Here is a 19,240-nt window from a genome sequence, read left to right as displayed (position 1 = left end):
GTGCGCAAAGGGATCAGCTACGCCGACGCGGTCGGCCTGCTCGGACAGGAGAGCACGGTCGCGAAGGTCCTCACCGGCACCCTCGTCGGCGCCGTGCCGGTCCTGTCCCTGTTCGACGTCAAGGACGAGGCCGCGCGACTGGCTGCCGACGTGACCGGCAGGCTGCGCGATCGGCTGACGGGTCTGAACCGATACGACCGCACAGCCCGGCTGGAGGCGGCCCAGGCCGTCCTCGTCGTGGCGGCATTCTTCGAGGCCCTCGACGAGCTGCGCCTGCCGTTCGATCCGAAGGAACTGCGTTTCACCCGGGACGATCAGGCGGCGCTGACCGGATCCGGCCGGCGACACAAGTGGTTCGTCAACACGCTCATGACGATCGAGCCGGCCGGTTTCCGGGCCAATCAGCCGTACCCCGACATGCTCGACGCGATCAGGGGTTACTACGGCGAACTGGCGGCGGCGCTGATCAGGTTCGTCTCCGGGCTGGCGGTCCGGGACCGGCTGGACGAGACCGAATGGGCTCGCGCCAAGACGGCCATCGAGAATCAGCTGCCCGAGGCCGCCTGCCAGAAGTACGAGGAACTGCACCGGCGGCTGGCTCTGGACATCCCCGAGTTCGCACTGTGGCAGGACATGATTTTCCGGCAGCGGGTCGACACCGGCCTGGGCGAACTGGAGGCGCTGCTCACCGAGGTCGCCTCCCGCACCAAGACGCCAGGGCATGGGCACACGCTGTCGCGCGCCCATCGGGCCGTGCTCGACCGGCCCATCGCGCAGTCCGGTGAGGTCCCCCCGGGCATGCGCATGCCCACCCTCGTCGAGGCGTACGTGAACCCCGATTTCCGGCTGGCCGAGTATGGCGAGCAGGCCGATCCGAGCGCCGAATGGTGGTGGGACCAGAGGGAGCCGAGCGACGACATCGCAGGCTTCCTGGCCCGCTACTTCACCTCGCCCGAGGCCACCAGGATGCCGCTGGTCGTGCTCGGCCAGCCCGGCGCCGGCAAGTCCGTGCTCACCAAGATCCTGGCCGGTCGCCTCCCGGACGGCGACTATCTCCCGGTGCGGGTGCCGCTGCGGGAGGTGCCGGCCGACGGGACGATCCAGGAGCAAATCGAGGTCGCGGTGCGGGAGGCCACCGGTGAGCACGTCAGCTGGCCCGGCCTGACGCGGTCTGCCGAGGGCGCCCTCCCCGTGATCATGCTGGACGGGCTGGACGAGCTGTTGCAGGCCACGGGCGTCCACCGGTCCGACTACCTGAGCCGGGTGGCCGACTTCCAACGCCGGGAGGCGGAGCTGGGCCGCCCGGCGGTCGTGCTCGTGACCACGCGCACGGCTGTCGCCGACCGGATGCGCTTCCCGCCGGGATGCCTGACGATCCGGCTCGAACCCTTCAAGGAGGAGCAGGTCCGCCGCTGGCTGACGGTGTGGAACGCCGCGAACCACGACTACTTCACCGCGCATGGCCTGAAGCCGCTACCGCCGGAGACGGCGCAGGCGCACGGCGACCTGGCGTCGCAGCCACTGCTGCTGCTGATGCTCGCGTTGTACGACGCGGACGCCAACGCCCTGCAGCGCGGCGAGACCGGGCTCAGCCAGGCGGAGCTGTACGAGCGGCTGCTGACCCGCTTCGCCCGCCGGGAGGTGGACAAGCATGAGCCCGGGCTGCCGGAGACGGCGGCGGCGCAGGCCGTGGAGTTGGAGTTGCGCGCCCTGGCCGTCGCGGCGATCGCGATGTTCAACCGGGGCAGGCAATGGGTCACGACCGAGGACCTCAACGGCGACCTCGCCGCGCTGCTCCCGGCGCCCCCAAGTCAGACCACGAGCTTCCAGGCACCCCTCTCCCGAGCCGACCGGGTGATCGGGAAGTTCTTCTTCGTCCACCAGGCGTCCGCTGTCCGGGACAACGCCACGCTGGCGACGTACGAGTTCCTGCACGCCACCTTCGGTGAGTACCTGGTCGCCCGGATAGTGCGCGACGTGCTGCGGAGCATGGTCGCCCGCGAGACGGCGGCCGCGGCCGATCCGTTCTTCGCTCCCCCGCAGCCGGACGATGGGCTCCTCCACGCGCTGCTGTCGTTCTCAGTGCTGACCGAGCGGCAGCCGATCGTGGAGTTCCTCCGCGACCTGCTGCCCACCCTCGACCGCGAGCCCACCGTCGACCTGCTCGTCCGCCTGCTGCACGCCGCCGAGACCCGCACCGACCAGAGCTACGCCGATTACCGCCCGAAGAAGTCGACGTTCATCACGCGGTACGCCTGCTACACGGCCAACCTCGTGATCCTCGCCTCCCTCACCGCCGACGGCATCAGCGCGGGCGAGCTGTTCCCCGACGAGAGGCAGCCCACCCACGCCTGGCCTTACCTGACGTCCCTCTGGTACGCGCGGCTGAGCGAGGACGCCTTCAGCAGTCTGACGCGGCATTTCCAGGTCGATAGAAGGGAACATGACCTGGTTGTCCGGTACATCGGCAACGCCGAGTACCAGCGAGTGGGCGGCTTCCGGCTCTGGTGGTCTGAGAAGACGCCCCGGCCCCTGCCGGGCCCGCACACACTCAACATGATCCACTTCCTCGGCAACCCCCGGCTCGACAGGCTGGCCTCCGCCGCCGAGCGACCGATCATGGCGCAGTATCTCCTGATCGATGTGACCTACCTGCCCAATCACTACGAGTCGAAGGAGAACGCCCGGTCACTGGCCGAGGCATGGCGGCTGTCGGAAAGACCTGAGACAACGGCCGATATGATCTTGCTATGCCTGCGTGACGCCTACCACATCGATCCGGAAGGAGTGGCGGCGGTCTTCCGGGAAGTGACGGGGTCGGAGTTGCCTGACGCGGTGGTCGGAGACTGACCGTTCAGAAGGCGCGGATCCGGGCAGGAACGTGCCGTAGGAAGACCCTGAAGGACTGAGGCATGGACGAATTCCGCATCGAGCACGACTCCATGGGCGAGGTCCGGGTGCCCGCCCGTGCCAAGTGGCGGGCCCAGACGCAGCGGGCGGTGGAGAACTTCCCGGTGTCCGGCCGGGGGCTCGAGCCGGCGCACATCGCGGCGCTCGCCCGCATCAAGGCCGCCTGCGCGAAGGTCAACGCCGAGTACGGCGTCATCGACAAGGACATGGCGCAGGCCATCCAGGATGCGGCCGAAGAGGTCGCCGGGGGACGCTGGGACGACCAGTTCCCGGTGGACGTCTTCCAGACCGGCTCCGGCACCTCGTCGAACATGAACATGAACGAGGTCGTCGCGACGCTGGCGCAGGAGCGGCTCGGCCGGGCCGTCCACCCGAACGACCACGTCAACGCCGCCCAGTCGTCCAACGACGTCTTCCCGTCCTCCATCCACGTCGCGGCGACGTACGCCGTGGTGCACGAGCTGACGCCCGCGCTGGAGCACCTGGCGACCGCGCTGGAGGAGAAGGCGACCGAGTTCGCCGACGTGGTGAAGTCGGGCCGCACGCATCTCATGGACGCGACGCCGGTCACGCTCGGCCAGGAGTTCGGCGGCTACTCCACCCAGATCGAGCTGGCACTCGAACGGCTCCAGGCGGCGCTGCCGCGCCTGGCCGAGCTGCCGCTGGGCGGCACGGCCGTGGGTACCGGCGTGAACGTGCCGGGCCCCGGCTGGGCGCAGTCCGTGATCGCCGAGCTGAGCCGGACGACCGGCCTGCCGTTCACCGAGGCCAGGGACCATTTCGAGGCGCAGGGCGCGCGTGACGGACTGGTCGAGCTGTCGGGCATGCTCAAGGTGATCGCCGCCTCGCTCAACAAGATCGCCAACGACCTGCGCTGGATGGGATCCGGCCCGCGCGCGGGGCTGGCCGAGATCAACCTGCCCGACCTGCAGCCGGGCTCGTCGATCATGCCGGGGAAGGTCAACCCGGTGATCCCGGAGGCCGTCACGATGGTTGCCGCGCAGGTCGTGGGCAACGACGCCGCGATCACGATGGCCGGGGCCTCGGGGTCGTTCGAGCTCAACGTGATGCTGCCGGTGATGGCCCGCAACGTGCTGGAGTCGATCCGGCTGCTGGCCAACGTGTCGCGACTGCTCGCCGACCGGTGCGTCAGCGGGATCACCGCCAACGTGGAACGCCTGCGCGAGTACGCCGAGTCGTCGCCCTCGATCGTCACCCCGCTCAACCGGTACGTGGGGTACGAGGAGGCCGCCAAGATCACCAAGCAGGCGCTGAAGGAGCGCAAGACGATCCGGGAGGTCGTCATCGAGCGCGGCCACGTGGCGAGCGGCGCGCTGACCGAGGAGCAGCTCGACCAGGCGCTGGACGTGCTGTCGATGACCCGCCCCACATAGGAAGGCATGCATCTATGTCGCCGGCCGCCATGTGCCCGGAAGAGCGTGGTTCCTATCGTGAGGCACCATGAGCCTTGAAGGGCGTACGGCCCTCGTCACCGGCGCGGGGAGCGGCATCGGACGGGCGTGTGCCCGGCGCCTGGCCGCCGAGGGCGCGCACGTCGTCGTCGCCGACATCAACGCCGAGGCCGCGGGCAAGGTGGCCGCCGAGATCGGCGGCACGCCGGTGGCCGTCGACCTGTCCGATCCGGAGTTCCCGGTGGCCTGGCGGGGCCAGCTCCCGGTCTCGCCGGAGACCCGCCTCCACGCCGACATCGTGGTGAACAACGCCGGGTTCCAGCACGTGGCCCCGATCGAGGAGTTCCCGCCCGAGATCTTCAGCAAGATCATGCGGGTGATGGTCGAGGCGCCGTTCCTGCTCGTGCGGGACGTGCTGCCCGGCATGTACGAGCGCGGCTGGGGCCGGATCGTCAACATCTCCTCGGTGCACGGCCTGCGCGCCTCGCCGTTCAAGGCGGCCTACGTGACGGCCAAGCACGCGCTGGAGGGCCTGTCGAAGGTCATCGCCCTCGAAGGGGCGCCGCACGGCGTGACCTCCAACTGCGTCAATCCCGCCTACGTCCGGACGCCGCTCGTGGAGAACCAGATCGCCGACCAGGCGCGCACCCACGGGATCAGCGAGGACGAGGTGGTGGAGCAGATCATGCTCGCCCCCGCGGCGATCAAACGGCTGATCGAGCCGGACGAGGTCGCCGAGATGGTCGCCTACCTGTGCGGGCCGCAGGGGTCGTTCGTCACCGGCGTCTCGATCCCCATCGACGGAGGATGGAGCGCACGCTGACCACTCCGTCCCCCAAGAACACGACGGCCCCGAAGGACACGGACGGCGCCCGCGCGTACCTCGACCTGCTCGCCCGGGAGGCGTCGGCCGTCGAGTTCGAGGGCCCGATCCTGCAGGCCAGGGCGGCCGGGGCCGACTCCGCGACGCTGGAGGAGCTGGAGCGGGCCAAGGTCGCGGCGCTGCAGGTGCGGGCCGTGCTGCGCCGGCGGGCCAAGCGAGAGGCGGAGCTGTCGGCGCTGTTCGACACGGCCAGCGACCTGGCCGGGCTGCGCGATCTCGACGCGGTGCTCGAGGCCATCGTGCACCGGGCCAGGCAGTTGCTCGCGACCGACATCGCGTACATGACGCTGAACGATCCCGAGCGCGGCGACACCTACATGCGGGTGACCGACGGGTCGATCTCAGCCAGCTTCCGGCGACTGCGGCTGCCCATGGGCGCGGGGCTGGGCGGACTGGTGGCGCAGAGCGGCACGCCGTACAACACGGCGGACTACTTCGCCGACCCGAGGTTCCGGCACACCAGCACGATCGACGTGGCCGTCCACGAGGAGGGCCTGGTGGCGATCCTCGGAGTGCCGCTGCGGCTCGGCACGCAGGTCATCGGCGTGCTGTTCGCGGCCAACCGCAGCGCCAGGCCGTTCGCGCAGGAGGAGGTGGCGCTGCTGTGCTCGCTGGCGGCGCACGCCGCGGTCGCCATCGACACCGCCCGCCTGCTGCAGGAGACCCGGGCCGCGCTGGCCGAGCTGAGCGAGGCGAACACGCTGATCAGGGCGCACAGCGAGTCGATCGAGCGGGCCGCCGACGCGCACGACCGGATGACCGGCCTCGTGCTGCGCGGCGGCGGGGTCGAGGACGTCGCCGCGGTCGTCACCGAGGTGCTCGGCGGCCGCCTGACCGTGCTGGACGACGTGGGCCGCCCCCTCGTGGGCGAGTCCGGCGACCTGGACACGGGCGTGTTCGACGCCGCCCAGTCCTCGCGGGCGCTGGGCCGCACGGTCAAGCGCGGCGACGCGTACGTCGCGTCGGTGGACGTCGGGGCGGCGCCGCTGTGCACGCTGGTCCTGCGGACCGACCGCCCGGTCTCCGACACCGACCAGCGGATCCTGGAACGCGCCGCGATCGTCACCGCGCTGCTGCTGCTGTTCCGCCGCAGCGTGGCCGAGGCGGAGGGGCGGGTGCGCGGCGAACTGCTCGACGACCTGGTCTCCCGCCCGGAGCTGCGCGGGCTGCACGACCGGGCGCGGCGGCTCGGCGTCGACCTCGACACGCCGCACGTGCTGGTCGTGGCGCGGCACGACGGGCAGCGGGAGCGCGGCGCCTTCTGGGCGTCGTCCCAGGCGACGCTGGCGCACGGCCTGGCCACCACCCGGGGGGACGAGGTCGTCCTGCTGCTGCCCGGCGACCGGCCCGGCGCGCTGGCCCGGCGCGTCGCGGCAGAGCTGAGCGCCTCGCTCGGCCGCCCGGCGACGGCGGGGGCCGCGCCGGCCTCCGGACCGGTGACGGCGGTCGCCGCCGCCTACTCCGAGGCCCGGCGCTGCGCCGGGGCGCTGGTGGCGCTTGGCCGTACGGGCGACGGCGCGAGCGCCGAGGAGCTGGGCTTCGTCGGCCTGCTGGTGGGCGAGCGGCGCGAGGTGTCCGGCTTCCTTTCCAGCGCGCTGGGGCCGGTGCTCGACTACGACGCGCGCCGGGGAACCGCCCTGGTCAAGACGCTGAACGCCTACTTCGGCACGGGCGGCTCGCTGTCGCGTACGGCCGAGGCCCTGCACATCCACGTCAACACGGTGACCCAGCGGCTCGACCGGGTGGGGCAGCTGCTCGGCGCGGACTGGCAGGAGCCCGAGCGCGCCCTGGAGATCCAGCTCGCCCTGCGACTGCACCGGCTGCGCACCCACATGCCGGACGCCTGAGGTGTGTGGCAGCACCCCATAGGAGTGACCCCGGTCACTGCATACCGTGGCGGAACCCCCCCATCGGAGGAGTTCCAATGGCAAACACCCCACCTGCCCGGATTGGAAAGGTCGTCGGGGCCAGCCTGATCGGCACCACCATCGAGTGGTATGACTTCTTCCTGTACGGCTCGGCCGCCGCCCTGGTCTTCAACAAGCTGTTCTTCCCCACCGAGGACGAGCTGACCGGCACCCTGCTGGCGTTCCTCACCTACGCCGTCGGCTTCGTCGCCCGGCCCCTCGGCGGGCTGGTCTTCGGTCACTACGGCGACCGGCTCGGCCGCAAGCGGCTGCTCGTCATCAGCCTGCTGCTCATGGGCGGCTCGACGTTCCTGATCGGCTGCCTGCCGACGTACGCCGCCCTCGGCGCCGGCGCGCCCCTGCTGCTGACCGCGCTCCGCCTGGTGCAGGGCTTCGCCCTCGGCGGCGAGTGGGGCGGCGCGGTGCTGCTGGTATCCGAGCACGGCGACCCCCGCAACCGCGGTTTCTGGGCGTCCTGGCCGCAGGCCGGCGCTCCCGGTGGCAACCTGATCGCCACTGGCGTGCTGGCGCTGCTGGCCGCGGTGCAGCCCGACGACGCGTTCCTCGCCTGGGGCTGGCGGATCGCGTTCCTGCTGTCCGGCGTGCTCGTGCTGATCGGCCTGTGGATCAGGCTGACGGTCACCGAGTCGCCGGTGTTCCAGCAGGCGCTGGAGCAGCAGGAGGCCGCGCCGAAGGCCCCCATCGTCGGCGTGCTGCGCCACCACTGGGCCGACGTGCTGGTGGCGATGGGCGCCCGGATGGCCGAGAACGTCTCCTACTACGTGATCACCGCGTTCGTCCTCGTGTACGGCACGACGGCGGCGGGCCTGCCCAAGGGCACCGTGCTCAACGCGGTGCTGATCGGCTCGGCGTTCCACTTCGTCACGATCCCGCTGTGGGGCGCGCTGTCGGACCGGATCGGCCGCAGGCCGGTCTACCTTCTGGGGGCCGTCGGCGTCGGCCTGTGGGCCTTCGCGTTCTTCCCATTGATCGACACGAAGAACTTCGCCCTGGTCACGGTGGCCGTGACGGTCGGCCTGCTGCTCCACGGCGCGATGTACGGCCCGCAGGCGGCGTTCTTCTCCGAGCTGTTCGCCACCCGGATGCGTTACTCGGGCGTGTCGATCGGCTACCAGCTCGCCTCGATCGCGGCCGGCGGCGTGGCCCCGTTGATCGCGGTCGCCCTGCTCGACGCGTACGGATCGAGCGTGCCGATCTCCGTCTACGTGGTGGCGGCGGCGATCCTCACGATCATCGCGGTGATCGCATCCAGGGAGACCCGCGACCGCGACCTGTCCGCCATCGAACCGACCTCGGGCGCCGCCAAAGCCGCCGCGATCGTGAAGGAGGCCTGATGCGCCCCGGTTCCGTCATGCTGGCCGCCCTGGCGCTGGCCCTTCCCCTGGCCGCCGCCATCCCGTCCGAGGCCGCCGCGTGCCCGAACGTGATCGTGCCCGGCGCGCAGAAGCAGGTCACGGCCTGCCTCGGCGACCTCACCACGAAGGGCACGCTGGCCTCCGGCCACACCGACCAGTCGGACTGGTCGGGCCTGAACTCCCCCGGTGCCGTGAACCCCAGCGACGTCCCCGGCATGCAGATCGACGGCTACTTCCCCGACACCTCCACCGGGAACACCAACCACGGCTGGAACCACGACGCGCAGTTCGTGATCCGGCTCCCCGAGCGGTGGAACGGCGGCCTGGTCGTCGCCGGGTCGCCCGGCAACCGGGAGACGTACGCCAACGACTTCACGATCTCCGACTGGGCGCTGGCCAAGGGCTACGCGTACGCCGCGACCGACAAGGGCAACACCGGCGTCGAGTTCTACCGCGACGGCGTACGGCCCGGCGACGCGGTGGCCGAGTGGAACCGCCGCGTCAGCGAGCTCGCGGTCGCCGCCAAGACCGTCGTCCGGCAGCGGTACGGCAGGCCGGCCCGCACGACGATCGCGGCCGGCCAGTCCAACGGCGGCTACCTGGTCCGCTGGCAGCTCGAGAACCGTCCCGACCTGTTCGACGGCGGCGTCGACTGGGAGGGCACGCTCTTCACCGCCGACGGGCCCAACCTGCTGACGTTCCTGCCGCCCGCGCTGCGCGCGTACGCGAAGGGCGACATGGCCGGGGTCGCGGCGGCGGGCTTCGCGCCGGAGTCCGACTTCCTGTGGCCGTTCCACTACCAGTACTACTGGGACTTCACCCAGCGCGTCTTCCGTGAGGAGTTCGACCCCACCTACGACGGCGACGCCGAGGCGGGCACGCCGTTCTGCGCCTCCGGCACGCCCGGCTGCGACACGGACTACGACTACGCCTCCAGGCCCGCGGCCGTGAAGCAGGCGGTCGCGCGGGTGAGTCTCACCGGGAAGATCAAGCGGCCGCTGATCGTCGTCCACGGCACCCTGGACGCGCTGCTGCCGATCAGCAAGGATTCGGACGTCTACGCCAAGATGATCGCCGACCAGCACCGCGACCGGCTGCTGCGCTACTACCGCGTCGAGGACGGCACCCACGTCGACAGCCTCTACCCGGCCTTCCCCGACCGCCTGCGGCCCCTGCTGCCCTGCTTCCGCAGCGCGTTCACCGCGCTGGAGGCGTGGATCGGCACGGGCACACCGCCGCCCCCGAGCGCCACCCTGCCTCGCCCGGCCACGGGCGACCTCGAGAACACCTGCACACTGGGAGCAACACCATGACCCTGGCCATATCCGCCGAGCGTGTCAGCACGCCTCGTCTGACCCTCAACGTCCTGTCGGTACCCGGCTCGTCGGGCGACCCGGTGGTGTTCGTGCACGGCAACGTCTCCTCCAGCACGTTCTGGCACTCGACGATGACCGCGATCGCGGCTGAGGGGTTCCGTCCGTACGCGCTCGACCTGCGCGGCTTCGGCGACTCCGACCCCGAGCCGGTGGACGCGAGCCGGGGCGTGCGCGACTACTCCGACGACCTCCTGGCGCTGCTCGACCAGATCGGGCCCGCACACCTCGTGGGCTGGAGCCTCGGCGGCGGAGTGGTCATGCAGGCCATGCGCGACCGGCCCGAGGCGGTCCGCAGCGCGACGCTGGTCAACCCCGTCTCGCCGTACGGCTTCGGCGGCACCACGGGCACGGACGGCGTGCTCACGAGCCCCGACGGCGTGGGCTCCGGCGGCGGCGCGGCCAACCCCGAGTTCGTGGTGGCGCTCCAGGCGGGCGACCGGTCGGCCGACTCCCCCGTCTCGCCCCGGAACGTGCTGCGCGCCACGTACGTCGCCGCGGGGACGGACATGGGTGAGGAGGAGGACGCCTTCGTGGAGTCGATGCTGTCCACGCGGATCGGCGACGACCACTACCCGGGCGACTCCCTGCCCTCGGACGCCTGGCCGGGCGTGGCGCCGGGCAAGCGGGGCGTGCTCAACACGATCGCGCCGACCAACTTCCGCATCGACGACCTGCACGAGATCGACCCGAAGCCGCCCATCCTGTGGATCAGGGGCGACCAGGACGTGATCGTCTCGGACACGTCGCTGTTCGACCTCGCGCACCTGGGGGCGATCGGCGCCGTGCCCGGCTGGGACGGCACGCCCGCCCAGCCCATGGTGACCCAGACGCGGGCCGCGCTGGACCGCTACGGCGCCTACCGGGAGGTGGTCGTCGAGGGCGCCGGCCACGGCCCGCACGTCGACAAGCCGGCGGAGTTCCGGGCGGCGCTGCTCGCGCACCTGCGCGGATAGTCAGCGGACAGCTATCGGCGGTCGCGCAGGACGCGGACGGCGATGCGCCGCAGCAGTGAGGGGGCCTGCGGCGAAGCCCCGGCGGGCAGGACGGACACCTGCCCGCCGCGGCGCACCGTCAGCCCGAACAGCAGGTCCACGTCCCTCTGATCGACGCGGAGCGCGGGCCGCCAGGACCCGGGGCCGAGGCAGTCGTCCCCGCCGATCCGGCTCACCGGCACCCGCGCGACGAGCTGCCCGGCCACCCTGCCGGGTATCCCCGGCTCGACCAGCGCGGGCACGACCATGCTGCGCCCGCGCCCGTCCTGCTCGCGCAGCACCAGCTCGGCCGGCGGCCCGCCGCTCGGCGGCACGTACGGCACGGGCACGACGACGAAGACGTGCCCCTCCTGCCGGGCCACGGTGGCCCGGGAAGAGACCAGCGCGATCGACTCGGGGAACGACTTCGGCTCCACGCAGACGCCCAGCTCGCCGCGCTCGGACCAGCACGGCACGACGAGCCGCCTGGGCTCACCGGCGAGCGCGCCCGCGCTGCTCATCGGCAGGGCGGGGCGGGCCACCCTGGTGCGGCCCGTCTGCACGCCCCGCATGCGCACGTGGACCTCCCAGAGCCCGGCGGGCAGCGGCCGCCCGAGAGCCGCCGCACCGGCGTCGAGGCGGGCCTGGCCACTCACCCACACGCGCACCTGGCCGCCGCGCGTCTGGTCCCCGAGGCCCGCACGGCCCACCGAGCAGGTGACGGGCAGGGAGTGGACCACCCCGGTCTCCACGTGGCGGACGCAGACCTCCACGCGGGCCCTGCGCACCGCGTCGGTCACGTCGGCGCCCTCGTCGTCGAGCAGGCCGTCGAGCAGACCCTCGACCCCGGGGGGCGGGGTCCACAGCAGCCGGTCGTCCCGCTGCCGCAGCCACAGCGGGGTGCCCCCGGCCCGCAGGATCTCCACGCTCAGATCGAGCAGCAGCACGCCCTGGTCCCAGCGCAGCTCCCGCAGCTCCGCGCTGAGCCTGGCGCCCCGGGACGCCTCGGCGAGGGCGACCAGCGCGTCGAGGCGGTCCTGGCGCAGCAGCGCCGTACGGGCGCGCAGGTGCGCGGGCAGGTGGCCGTCGAGCGCGGCGGGAAAGCGGTCGAGGGTGAAGCGGCGCAGGAAGGAGAACAGGAGCATCCGCTCGTCGGGCCCAGTGGCGAGGAACCGCGCGCCCGCCAGACGGCGCAGCCCGAGCGTCCGATACCAGTGGGCCTGGATGCGCTCGCGCTGCGAGCCCGGCTCGGTGTAGGCCTCCACCACATCGAAGATCGCGTTGAGGCCGTCGAAGAGCGCCTCGGCGTCCGGCGCCTCCTCCTCCGCGGCGCCCAGATGGCAGCAGATCTCGTCGGCGAGCACGGCGATCACCTTCGCGGCGAGGTACGCCCTGGTCACGAACGCCTGCTCGGACAGCGGCCGGTCGGCGAAGCGGAGCTGGCAGGTCTCCAGGAAGTCGCGGCTGAACAGCTTGTGCGCCGTCGGCAGCGCGAGGAGGCGGTCGCGCAGCACGTCGGCCCGGTCCCGGTCACGGGCGAGGGCGGCCGGCGGCGGGCCCTGGTCGGCGAGCCTGCCGATCAGCACGTCGGCGTCGGTCTCCACGGCCCTGTCGTACATCCGCTCCAGGGCGTGCGGCTCCAGCCTGTCGTACTGGCCGAGCAGGTATACGTACTCGCCGCGCGCCACCGACAGGCCGACGTTGCGCCCGCGCGCGGGCGAACCGCTGTGGTCGAGGTGCAGGACCCGCACGTTGTCGCGCTGCTCGGCGATGGCGTCGAGCCGCCTGCGGGTCCCGTCCGTCGACCCGTCGTCCGCGAAGACGACCTCGTACTCTTCCGGCGGCAGCGACTGCTCCAGCACCGAGCGCACACTCGCGCCGAAGGCGTCGTTCGACAGCCCGGGGTTGGACACGGGCATAACCACGCTGACCTTCACACCCATGAGGCCAAGGGTGCAGTGCGACCCCCGTCGTACGCGCGGGCTTGCCGAAAGGTCGAGAAACCCTGACCAGACTTTCGCGGATCAGGCAGACCTGGGGAGACCTCAGTACCAGCCGGTGGACTGGGAGTGCCCCCAGGCGCCGCAGGGCGTCTTGTAGCGGCCCGCGATGTAGCCGAGACCCCACTTGATCTGCGTGGCGGGGTTGGTCTGCCAGTCGGAGCCCGCGCTCGCCATCTTGCTGCCGGGCAGCGACTGGGGAATTCCGTAGGCGCCGCTGTAGCGGTTCATGGCCCGCTCATTCCAGTGGCTCTCCTTGTCCCACAGCTTCTCCAGGCAGCCCCACTCGCCGCCCCAGCCGCGCGCCTCGGCCATCTGCTTGCCGAGGGCCTTGTTGCTGCCGGGGTCAGGGGTGGAGCCGGGCGGGAAGTCGGCCGGGGTGAAGCCGCCGCCGCCGGGGGCCTTCTGGGCGATCTCGACCGGGTCGAGGCCCTTCTTCCGGTCGTCGCGGGTGCCTTCCAGCCTGTCCTTGCGCAGCGCCTGGACCGCCTGTTCCTTGAGGATGTCGGCCTCGGGGTCGGGCGCGTTCGGGTCGAGGGCGAGGAAGCTGTCCGGGCCCAGCACCTGCTTGGGCGCGCTGTTGTGCTCGATCGAGGTGCGGACCACGAAGGTCGTCCCGCCCGCGAGCACGGCCACGCTGACGCCGAGGATCGCGATCCGCTTGGGAGTCAGCCGGCCCGACCCGGAGCGGCCGTCGGCTCCCCGCCGGGACCGGGGGGCGCGGGGGCGATCCTTCAACTGCTGACCAGAGCTCACGGCTTATGAGCTTGCCCTGTGGTGGGGGGTGCTCCGCAACCGAATCGTGGTACCTGTTTGGTGACGTCTTGACCCGACCGCCGATCACATGGACTTTCCCCTGGAATGTGATTTTGGTCACACTTTGCACCACAGGGAGAGGCATGGGTGCCCGGCACCAGCGTGCTCCCACTTCTTGACGATGGCGTGCGGACGAAGTCACAAGGTCATGACAAATAGGGGAATTGGTGAGGTCCGCACCATAATGACCGGGTGGCAGGCATCCTCCTGGTCGAAGACGACCCCTCGGTCCGTGCCGGACTCGAGCTCGCGCTCACCCGGCAGGGCCACTCGGTGACCGCGTACGGCACGGGCGAGGAGGCCCTCGACCACGTACGCTCCCGCCGCCCCGAGATCGCGATCCTCGACGTCATGCTGCCCGGTATCGACGGGGTCGAGGTGTGCCGCCGCATCCGCAGGCTCGACCCGCTGCCGATCATCCTGCTCACGGCCAGGGGCGACGACCTCGACGTGGTGGTGGGGCTGGAGGCAGGCGCGGACGACTACGTCGTCAAGCCGGTCGAGCCGCGGGTGCTCGACGCCCGCATCCGCGCCATTCTGCGCCGCCTGGAGTCGGCCTCGCCCGACCGCCTCACCTTCGGCGACCTCGTGATCGACCGCGGAGCCCTCAAGGTGAGCCTCGCGGGCAAGGAGATCCACCTCACTCCGACCGAGCTGCGCCTGCTGCTCGAACTGGTCCGCCACCCCGGCCAGGTGCTCAACCGCCGGTACCTCCTGCGCGCCGTCTGGGACCACACGCACGTGGCGGACTCCCGGCTGGTCGACGCGTGCGTGCAGCGCATCCGGGCCAAGATCGAGCCGGTTCCCGCCGACCCCGTCTACATCCACACCGTGCGCGGCTTCGGGTACCGCTTCAGCCCGCCATGACCTGGGTGCCCACCGGATTGCGGGCCCGGCTGGTGATCACCTTCCTGCTGGTGGCGGTCACCGCGTCCGCGATGGTGGCGGGCCTGGGATACCAGATCGTCCGCCGGGGGCTCCTGGAACGCGCGGAGCGGGGCGCGGTCGCCGACGTACGCGAGACGCTGTCCAGGATCACGCTGCCGATCGGCGCGAGCGACGTCGTCTGGCCGAGCGACACCACCGTCACCGAGGAGGACCTCGCCGGGGTGGTGCAGGCGCTTGAGGGCCCGGAGCGGACCGTCATCGTGACCTACGGCGACCACAGGCGCTCCAGCACCGGCGCCAGCTTCACCATGACCGACGTGCCCGACCAGCTCCGCTGGCAGGCGGCCCGGCGGCTGGTCCACCAGAGGGTGCTGCTCAGAGACCACCCGTGGCTGATCGTCGCCACGCAGATCCAGCGGGCCACCCGCGACGGCGTGCTGCGTCCGACGGGCCTGACGGTCTACGTCTTCGTGCCGCTGTCGGAGGAGGAGGGTGTGCTGTCCCGCCTCAAGGCCGCCCTCGCGCAGGCCGGAGGCATCACGCTCGTCCTGGCGCTGACCCTGGCCCTGCTGTCGGCCCGGCGGGTGCTGCTGCCCGTACGGCGGCTGGGCGCGGCCGCCCGCGCGCTCGGCGCCGGCGAGCTGCAGGTCCGCCTCCCTGTACGAGGCAGGGACGAGCTGGCGGAGCTGACCGCGACGTTCAACGAGACGGCGGCGGCCCTGGAAGGCACGGTCTCCGAGCTGCGGACGCTGGAGTCGATGTCGCGGCGGTTCGTCGCGGACGTCTCCCACGAGCTGCGCACGCCGCTGACCGCGATGACCGCGGTGACGGACATGCTGTCGGAGGACGCCGAGGACCTGCCGGACGACGCCGGGGAGGCCGTGCGGATCGTCGTCCGCGAGATCGACAGGCTCCGGGTGCTGGTCGAGCACCTCATCGAGATCAGCAGGTTCGACGCGGGCGCCGCCACGCTCCGCCGGGAGACCGTCGACGTGGGCGACGCGCTGGCCGACTGCCTGGAGATGCGGGGCTGGGCCGACCGGGTGAAGCTCACCGTGCCCGTCGGGCTCACGTTCTCCCTGGACGCCCGGAGGTTCGACGTGATCGTGGCCAACCTCGTCGGCAACGCGCTCAACCACGGCGCGCCTCCCGTCGTGGTGAGCGCGCGGGTGGCGGTCGGCGGCGAGAAGCACGGAGCGCTGGAGGTGACCGTGCGCGACCACGGGAGCGGCATCCCCGAGCAGGTCCTCCCCCACGTCTTCAACCGCTTCTACAAGGCGGGCACCGACCGGGCCAGGAGCGTGGGCAGCGGTCTCGGCCTGGCCATCGCCAAGGCCAACGCCGAACTGCACGGCGGCTTGATCAGGGCCGAGCGCTGCGAGCCCGGCACCCTCTTCCGGGTCTGGATCCCGAAGCCATGAGGAGGAGACAGATCAGGCGCGCGGTCGCGGCCCTGCTCGGGGGGCTGCTCATCGCGCCGGCGGCCTGCGGGGTCGCGCCGACCGGGGTGGTCGACGCCGGTCCGGCGCCGGTCATCAGCGGCACCCCCACCCTCGTCACGATCTACCTGCTGCGGGACGGACGACTGTGGCCCACCCGGGTAGCGGCGCGCTCGCCGCACGTCAACGACGTGCTGGACGCGCTGTTCGCGGCCAGTGGGCGGTCGTCGAACCGGCTGTCCACCGCGCTGACCGGGCTCACGCTGGCCCAGGTGCAGCTCGTCAGGTACGCCCCGGACGCGGGCAGCCGCAACGACCCCGACAACACCCTCAGCCTGCGCGTACGGCTGTTCGTGAGCGGCTGGAAGATCACCAGGACCGCCATGGCCCAGATCACCTGTACGGCGCGGCTGCGCCCGGAGATCTGGGCCGTGGAGATCGCTCACGCGACTCCCGACAGGAACGGCCCCCTGAAGGTCCACACCTGCCGGGAGTTCTGGGATCTGACCCCCAAGGACGGCCATCTCCCCCCGTGATTGATCAGAGCGTGATGTTCTCCAGCATCTCGGTCACCAGGGCGGCGATCGGCGACCGCTCGGACCTGGTCAGCGTGATGTGGGCGAACAGCGGGTGGCCCTTGAGCTTCTCCACCACGGCGACGACGCCGTCGTGCCGGCCCACCCGCAGGTTGTCGCGCTGGGCGATGTCGTGGGTGAGCACGACCCGCGAGTTGGCCCCGATGCGGGACAGCACGGTCAGCAGCACGCCGCGCTCCAGCGACTGCGCCTCGTCCACGATCACGAAGGCGTCGTGGAGGGAACGGCCGCGGATGTGGGTCAGCGGCAGGACCTCCAGCATGCCCCGGTCGATGACCTCCTCGATGACCTCGGGAGACGTCACCGCGCCCAGCGTGTCGTAGACCGCCTGGGCCCACGGGCCCATCTTGTCGTTCTCCGTGCCGGGCAGGTAGCCCAGCTCCTGACCGCCCACGGCGTACAGGGGCCGAAACACGATGATCTTGCGGTGCTGGCGGCGCTCCAGCACCGCCTCCAGGCCCGCGCACAGCGCCAGCGCGGACTTGCCGGTGCCGGCGCGCCCACCCATCGAGACGATGCCGACGTCGGGGTCCATCAGCAGGTCGAGCGCGATCCGCTGCTCCGCCGACCGGCCGTGCAGCCCGAAGACCTCACGGTCGCCTCTCACCAGACGCACCGACTTGTCCGGCAGGACGCGGCCGAGCGCGGAGCCGCGGCTCGACAGCAGCCGCAGGCCGGTGTGGCACGGCAGGTCGCGCGCCTCGTCGATGTCGGCCGTGCCGACCTCGAAGAGTGCGTCCATCTCCTCCGTGGTGACCTGGAGCTCCGCCATGCCGGTCCAGCCGGACTCGACCACCATGCCGGCGCGGTACTCCTCCGCGCTGAGGCCGATGGACGCCGCCTTGACCCGCATGGGCAGGTCCTTCGACACCAGCACCACGTCCTTGCCCTCCGCCGCGAGGTTCTGCGCGACGGTGAGGATGCGGGTGTCGTTGTCGCCCAGGCGGAAGCCCGCCGGGAGGCAGGACGGATCACTATGGTTCAGCTCGACTCGGATGTTCCCGTCGCCGATCGGCATGGGCTCATCCAGCCGTCCGTACCGCACTCTGAGGTCATCGAGGAAGCGCAGTGCCTCCCGGGCAAAGTAGCCGAGCTCGGGGTGGTGGCGCTTGGCCTCCAGTTCCGTGATGACGACGATCGGGACGACGACCTCGTGCTCGGCGAAGCGGCTCATCGCCGCCGGGTCGGCGAGCAGGACAGACGTGTCCAGAACGTAGGTGCGGGATGTGGACGGGTTGCTCGAGGACACTGCCACGCGTTCTCCCCCGGGCGCCTGAGGTGGGCGCCCTGCCTTGACTGGTGGTGAACGGACCGGGCCCGTGACCTGCGAGGGCAGGCCGGGTCTCCGGCCCTCCTCGCATGGTGGTCGCGCAAGGACGGGCCCTCTCCCGAGGTGGTGGCCGCCGATCCCCTCGACGGCCGCTCAGCTACTACGTTACGTAACGAATCTCCCCAGCCCAATAGGTTTACGCTGGCTAAAAGATGCTGGTCACGTACCGTCTCAGGAGCCGTACCGACGGTGCCGTGCGGCGTACGAGCGGAGCGCCCGCAGGAAGTCGACTCTGCGGAAGTCGGGCCAGTAGGCCTCGCAGAAGTAGAACTCGGAGTGGGCGCTCTGCCAGAGCAGGAATCCGGAGAGTCGCTGCTCTCCCGAGGTCCGGATGACGAGATCCGGATCGGGCAGGCCGCGCGTGTAGAGATGCTCCGCGATGTGCTCAACGTCGAGGACCTCGACGAGGTCCTCGATGCTCGCGCCCTTGCTGGCATGCTCCTGGAGGAGGGAGCGCACCGCATCAGCGATCTCACGCCTTCCTCCATACCCAACGGCAACGTTCACAATCAGGCCTGGACGATGCGATGTGGTTTCTTTTGCGTGTTTGAGGACATGAGCCGTGTGATCGGGCAGAAGGTCGAGCGAGCCCATGGGGTTGATGTGCCATCCCTGGTCCACGAGATCCTGCACGAGGTTCTCGATCACCTGGAGCAGCGGCTCCAGCTCGGCCTTGTCCCTGGCGAGGTTGTCGGTGGAGAGCAGCCACAGCGTCACGTACTCGACCCCGGCCTCGCGGCACCACACCAGCAGCTCGGAGATCTTGTCGGCGCCCTTCTGGTGGCCCCGGCTGACGTCCCGCAGGCCCATGGCCCGCGCCCATCTGCGGTTGCCGTCCACGATGATGCCGACGTGGCGGGGGATCTGGTCGGAGGACAGCTTCCGTTCGAGCCTGCGCTCGTACAACTTGTACACGAGATCGCGCATGCTCATGCGACCCTCTTCCTCGCGACGGTGGGCTCGATCACCAATTATCGCGGGCGAACCGGCATGCCCTGCCCTCCTCCCGTCTTCCGGGACACGGTCAGGGGCGCCCCCGCGCCCCGCAGCCAGGCGGCGAAATCCCGCGCGTCCGCCCTCGCCCCATCCTCGGGTTTCACATGCTCCGCGGCGTACGCCGCGACAGACCGGCGAACTCGGCGCCGAGGATCTCGGCGAGGTCCGGGGCGGCGCGGGCGACCGAGCCGCGCCGCTTGGCCGGCAGCACGCCGGGCGGCGTCACCCGGCCGCACAGCTCGGTCGCCCGCGCCCCGGCTGTCCCGAAGACGAACCTTCCACGGGGAAAGTTCCGTCCACCGTCCGCCAGGAAGCTGGTGCAGCGGGTGCGCGGGCGGGC

Annotated in this window: 15 protein-coding genes; 10 read left to right on the top strand and 5 right to left on the bottom strand. The window is 71.3% G+C overall.

Features of this window, described 5'->3' with window-relative positions; translation table 11 throughout:
* The 7 genes from ACQEVJ_RS05015 to ACQEVJ_RS04985 all read left to right on the top strand — a co-directional run bounded on the left by ACQEVJ_RS05015 (position 1) and on the right by ACQEVJ_RS04985 (position 10,817).
* Positions 1–2,850, top strand: a complete 2,850-nt coding sequence (locus ACQEVJ_RS05015; protein ID WP_433097636.1) for an NACHT domain-containing protein — start codon at positions 1–3, stop codon at positions 2,848–2,850.
* A gap of 62 nt (positions 2,851–2,912) precedes the next feature.
* On the top strand, positions 2,913–4,304 hold the full coding sequence (locus tag ACQEVJ_RS05010; protein WP_433097634.1) for a class II fumarate hydratase: 1,392 nt from the start codon (positions 2,913–2,915) through the stop codon (positions 4,302–4,304).
* Positions 4,305–4,371: 67 nt separating this feature from the next.
* Positions 4,372–5,145, top strand: coding sequence for a 3-hydroxybutyrate dehydrogenase (locus tag ACQEVJ_RS05005; protein ID WP_433097632.1), 774 nt, complete (start codon positions 4,372–4,374; stop codon positions 5,143–5,145).
* Positions 5,130–7,052 carry a helix-turn-helix domain-containing protein gene (locus ACQEVJ_RS05000; protein WP_433097630.1) on the top strand — a complete coding sequence of 641 codons (1,923 nt, stop codon included), beginning with the start codon at positions 5,130–5,132 and terminating at the stop codon, positions 7,050–7,052. Before ACQEVJ_RS05005 ends, ACQEVJ_RS05000 begins: the two co-directional genes overlap by 16 nt.
* Before the next feature lie 77 nt (positions 7,053–7,129).
* Positions 7,130–8,467 carry an MFS transporter gene (locus ACQEVJ_RS04995; RefSeq protein ID WP_433097628.1) on the top strand — a complete coding sequence of 446 codons (1,338 nt, stop codon included), beginning with the start codon at positions 7,130–7,132 and terminating at the stop codon, positions 8,465–8,467.
* The gene (locus ACQEVJ_RS04990; RefSeq protein ID WP_433097626.1) at positions 8,467–9,801 is read left to right on the top strand and encodes a 3-hydroxybutyrate oligomer hydrolase family protein; all 1,335 of its coding nucleotides are present in this window, start codon (positions 8,467–8,469) and stop codon (positions 9,799–9,801) included. Before ACQEVJ_RS04995 ends, ACQEVJ_RS04990 begins: the two co-directional genes overlap by 1 nt.
* Entirely contained in the window at positions 9,798–10,817 is a 1,020-nt protein-coding gene (locus ACQEVJ_RS04985) for an alpha/beta fold hydrolase (RefSeq protein ID WP_433097624.1), read from the top strand. Before ACQEVJ_RS04990 ends, ACQEVJ_RS04985 begins: the two co-directional genes overlap by 4 nt.
* Positions 10,818–10,828: 11 nt before the next feature.
* Here ACQEVJ_RS04985 and ACQEVJ_RS04980 read toward each other — a convergent pair whose 3' ends face one another.
* Complete coding sequence (locus tag ACQEVJ_RS04980; RefSeq protein ID WP_433097622.1) at positions 10,829–12,778, bottom strand: glycosyltransferase family 2 protein; 1,950 nt, start codon at positions 12,776–12,778, stop codon at positions 10,829–10,831.
* 102 nt (positions 12,779–12,880) lie between these two features.
* Positions 12,881–13,573, bottom strand: a complete 693-nt coding sequence (locus ACQEVJ_RS04975; RefSeq protein WP_433097620.1) for a lytic transglycosylase domain-containing protein — start codon at positions 13,571–13,573, stop codon at positions 12,881–12,883.
* Positions 13,574–13,843: 270 nt separating this feature from the next.
* Here ACQEVJ_RS04975 and ACQEVJ_RS04970 point away from each other — a divergent pair, with 270 nt between their 5' ends.
* From ACQEVJ_RS04970 to ACQEVJ_RS04960, 3 genes are read left to right on the top strand one after another with little or no spacing between them, the layout of a single operon-like run.
* Positions 13,844–14,518: a response regulator gene (locus ACQEVJ_RS04970; RefSeq protein ID WP_433097618.1), complete on the top strand. Its 675-nt coding sequence runs from the start codon at positions 13,844–13,846 to the stop codon at positions 14,516–14,518.
* Positions 14,515–15,960: a sensor histidine kinase gene (locus tag ACQEVJ_RS04965; RefSeq protein WP_433097616.1), complete on the top strand. Its 1,446-nt coding sequence runs from the start codon at positions 14,515–14,517 to the stop codon at positions 15,958–15,960. Before ACQEVJ_RS04970 ends, ACQEVJ_RS04965 begins: the two co-directional genes overlap by 4 nt.
* Complete coding sequence (locus tag ACQEVJ_RS04960; protein WP_433097614.1) at positions 15,957–16,514, top strand: hypothetical protein; 558 nt, start codon at positions 15,957–15,959, stop codon at positions 16,512–16,514. The genes ACQEVJ_RS04965 and ACQEVJ_RS04960 overlap by 4 nt, the downstream gene beginning before the upstream one ends.
* A gap of 4 nt (positions 16,515–16,518) precedes the next feature.
* Here the strand turns inward: ACQEVJ_RS04960 and ACQEVJ_RS04955 are convergent, their stop codons facing one another.
* The 3 genes from ACQEVJ_RS04955 to ACQEVJ_RS04945 all read right to left on the bottom strand — a co-directional run bounded on the left by ACQEVJ_RS04955 (position 16,519) and on the right by ACQEVJ_RS04945 (position 19,126).
* On the bottom strand, positions 16,519–17,829 hold the full coding sequence (locus ACQEVJ_RS04955; RefSeq protein ID WP_433097612.1) for a PhoH family protein: 1,311 nt from the start codon (positions 17,827–17,829) through the stop codon (positions 16,519–16,521).
* Between the two features lie 246 nt (positions 17,830–18,075).
* Positions 18,076–18,837 carry an isoprenyl transferase gene (locus ACQEVJ_RS04950; protein ID WP_433097610.1) on the bottom strand — a complete coding sequence of 254 codons (762 nt, stop codon included), beginning with the start codon at positions 18,835–18,837 and terminating at the stop codon, positions 18,076–18,078.
* Between the two features lie 163 nt (positions 18,838–19,000).
* Positions 19,001–19,126: a hypothetical protein gene (locus ACQEVJ_RS04945; protein ID WP_433097608.1), complete on the bottom strand. Its 126-nt coding sequence runs from the start codon at positions 19,124–19,126 to the stop codon at positions 19,001–19,003.
* Positions 19,127–19,240: the final 114 nt, after the last annotated feature.

Source organism: Microbispora sp. CA-102843, from assembly GCF_050936215.1.
Lineage (GTDB): Bacteria > Actinomycetota > Actinomycetes > Streptosporangiales > Streptosporangiaceae > Microbispora.
This window is presented reverse-complemented; position numbering and strand designations above follow the sequence as displayed.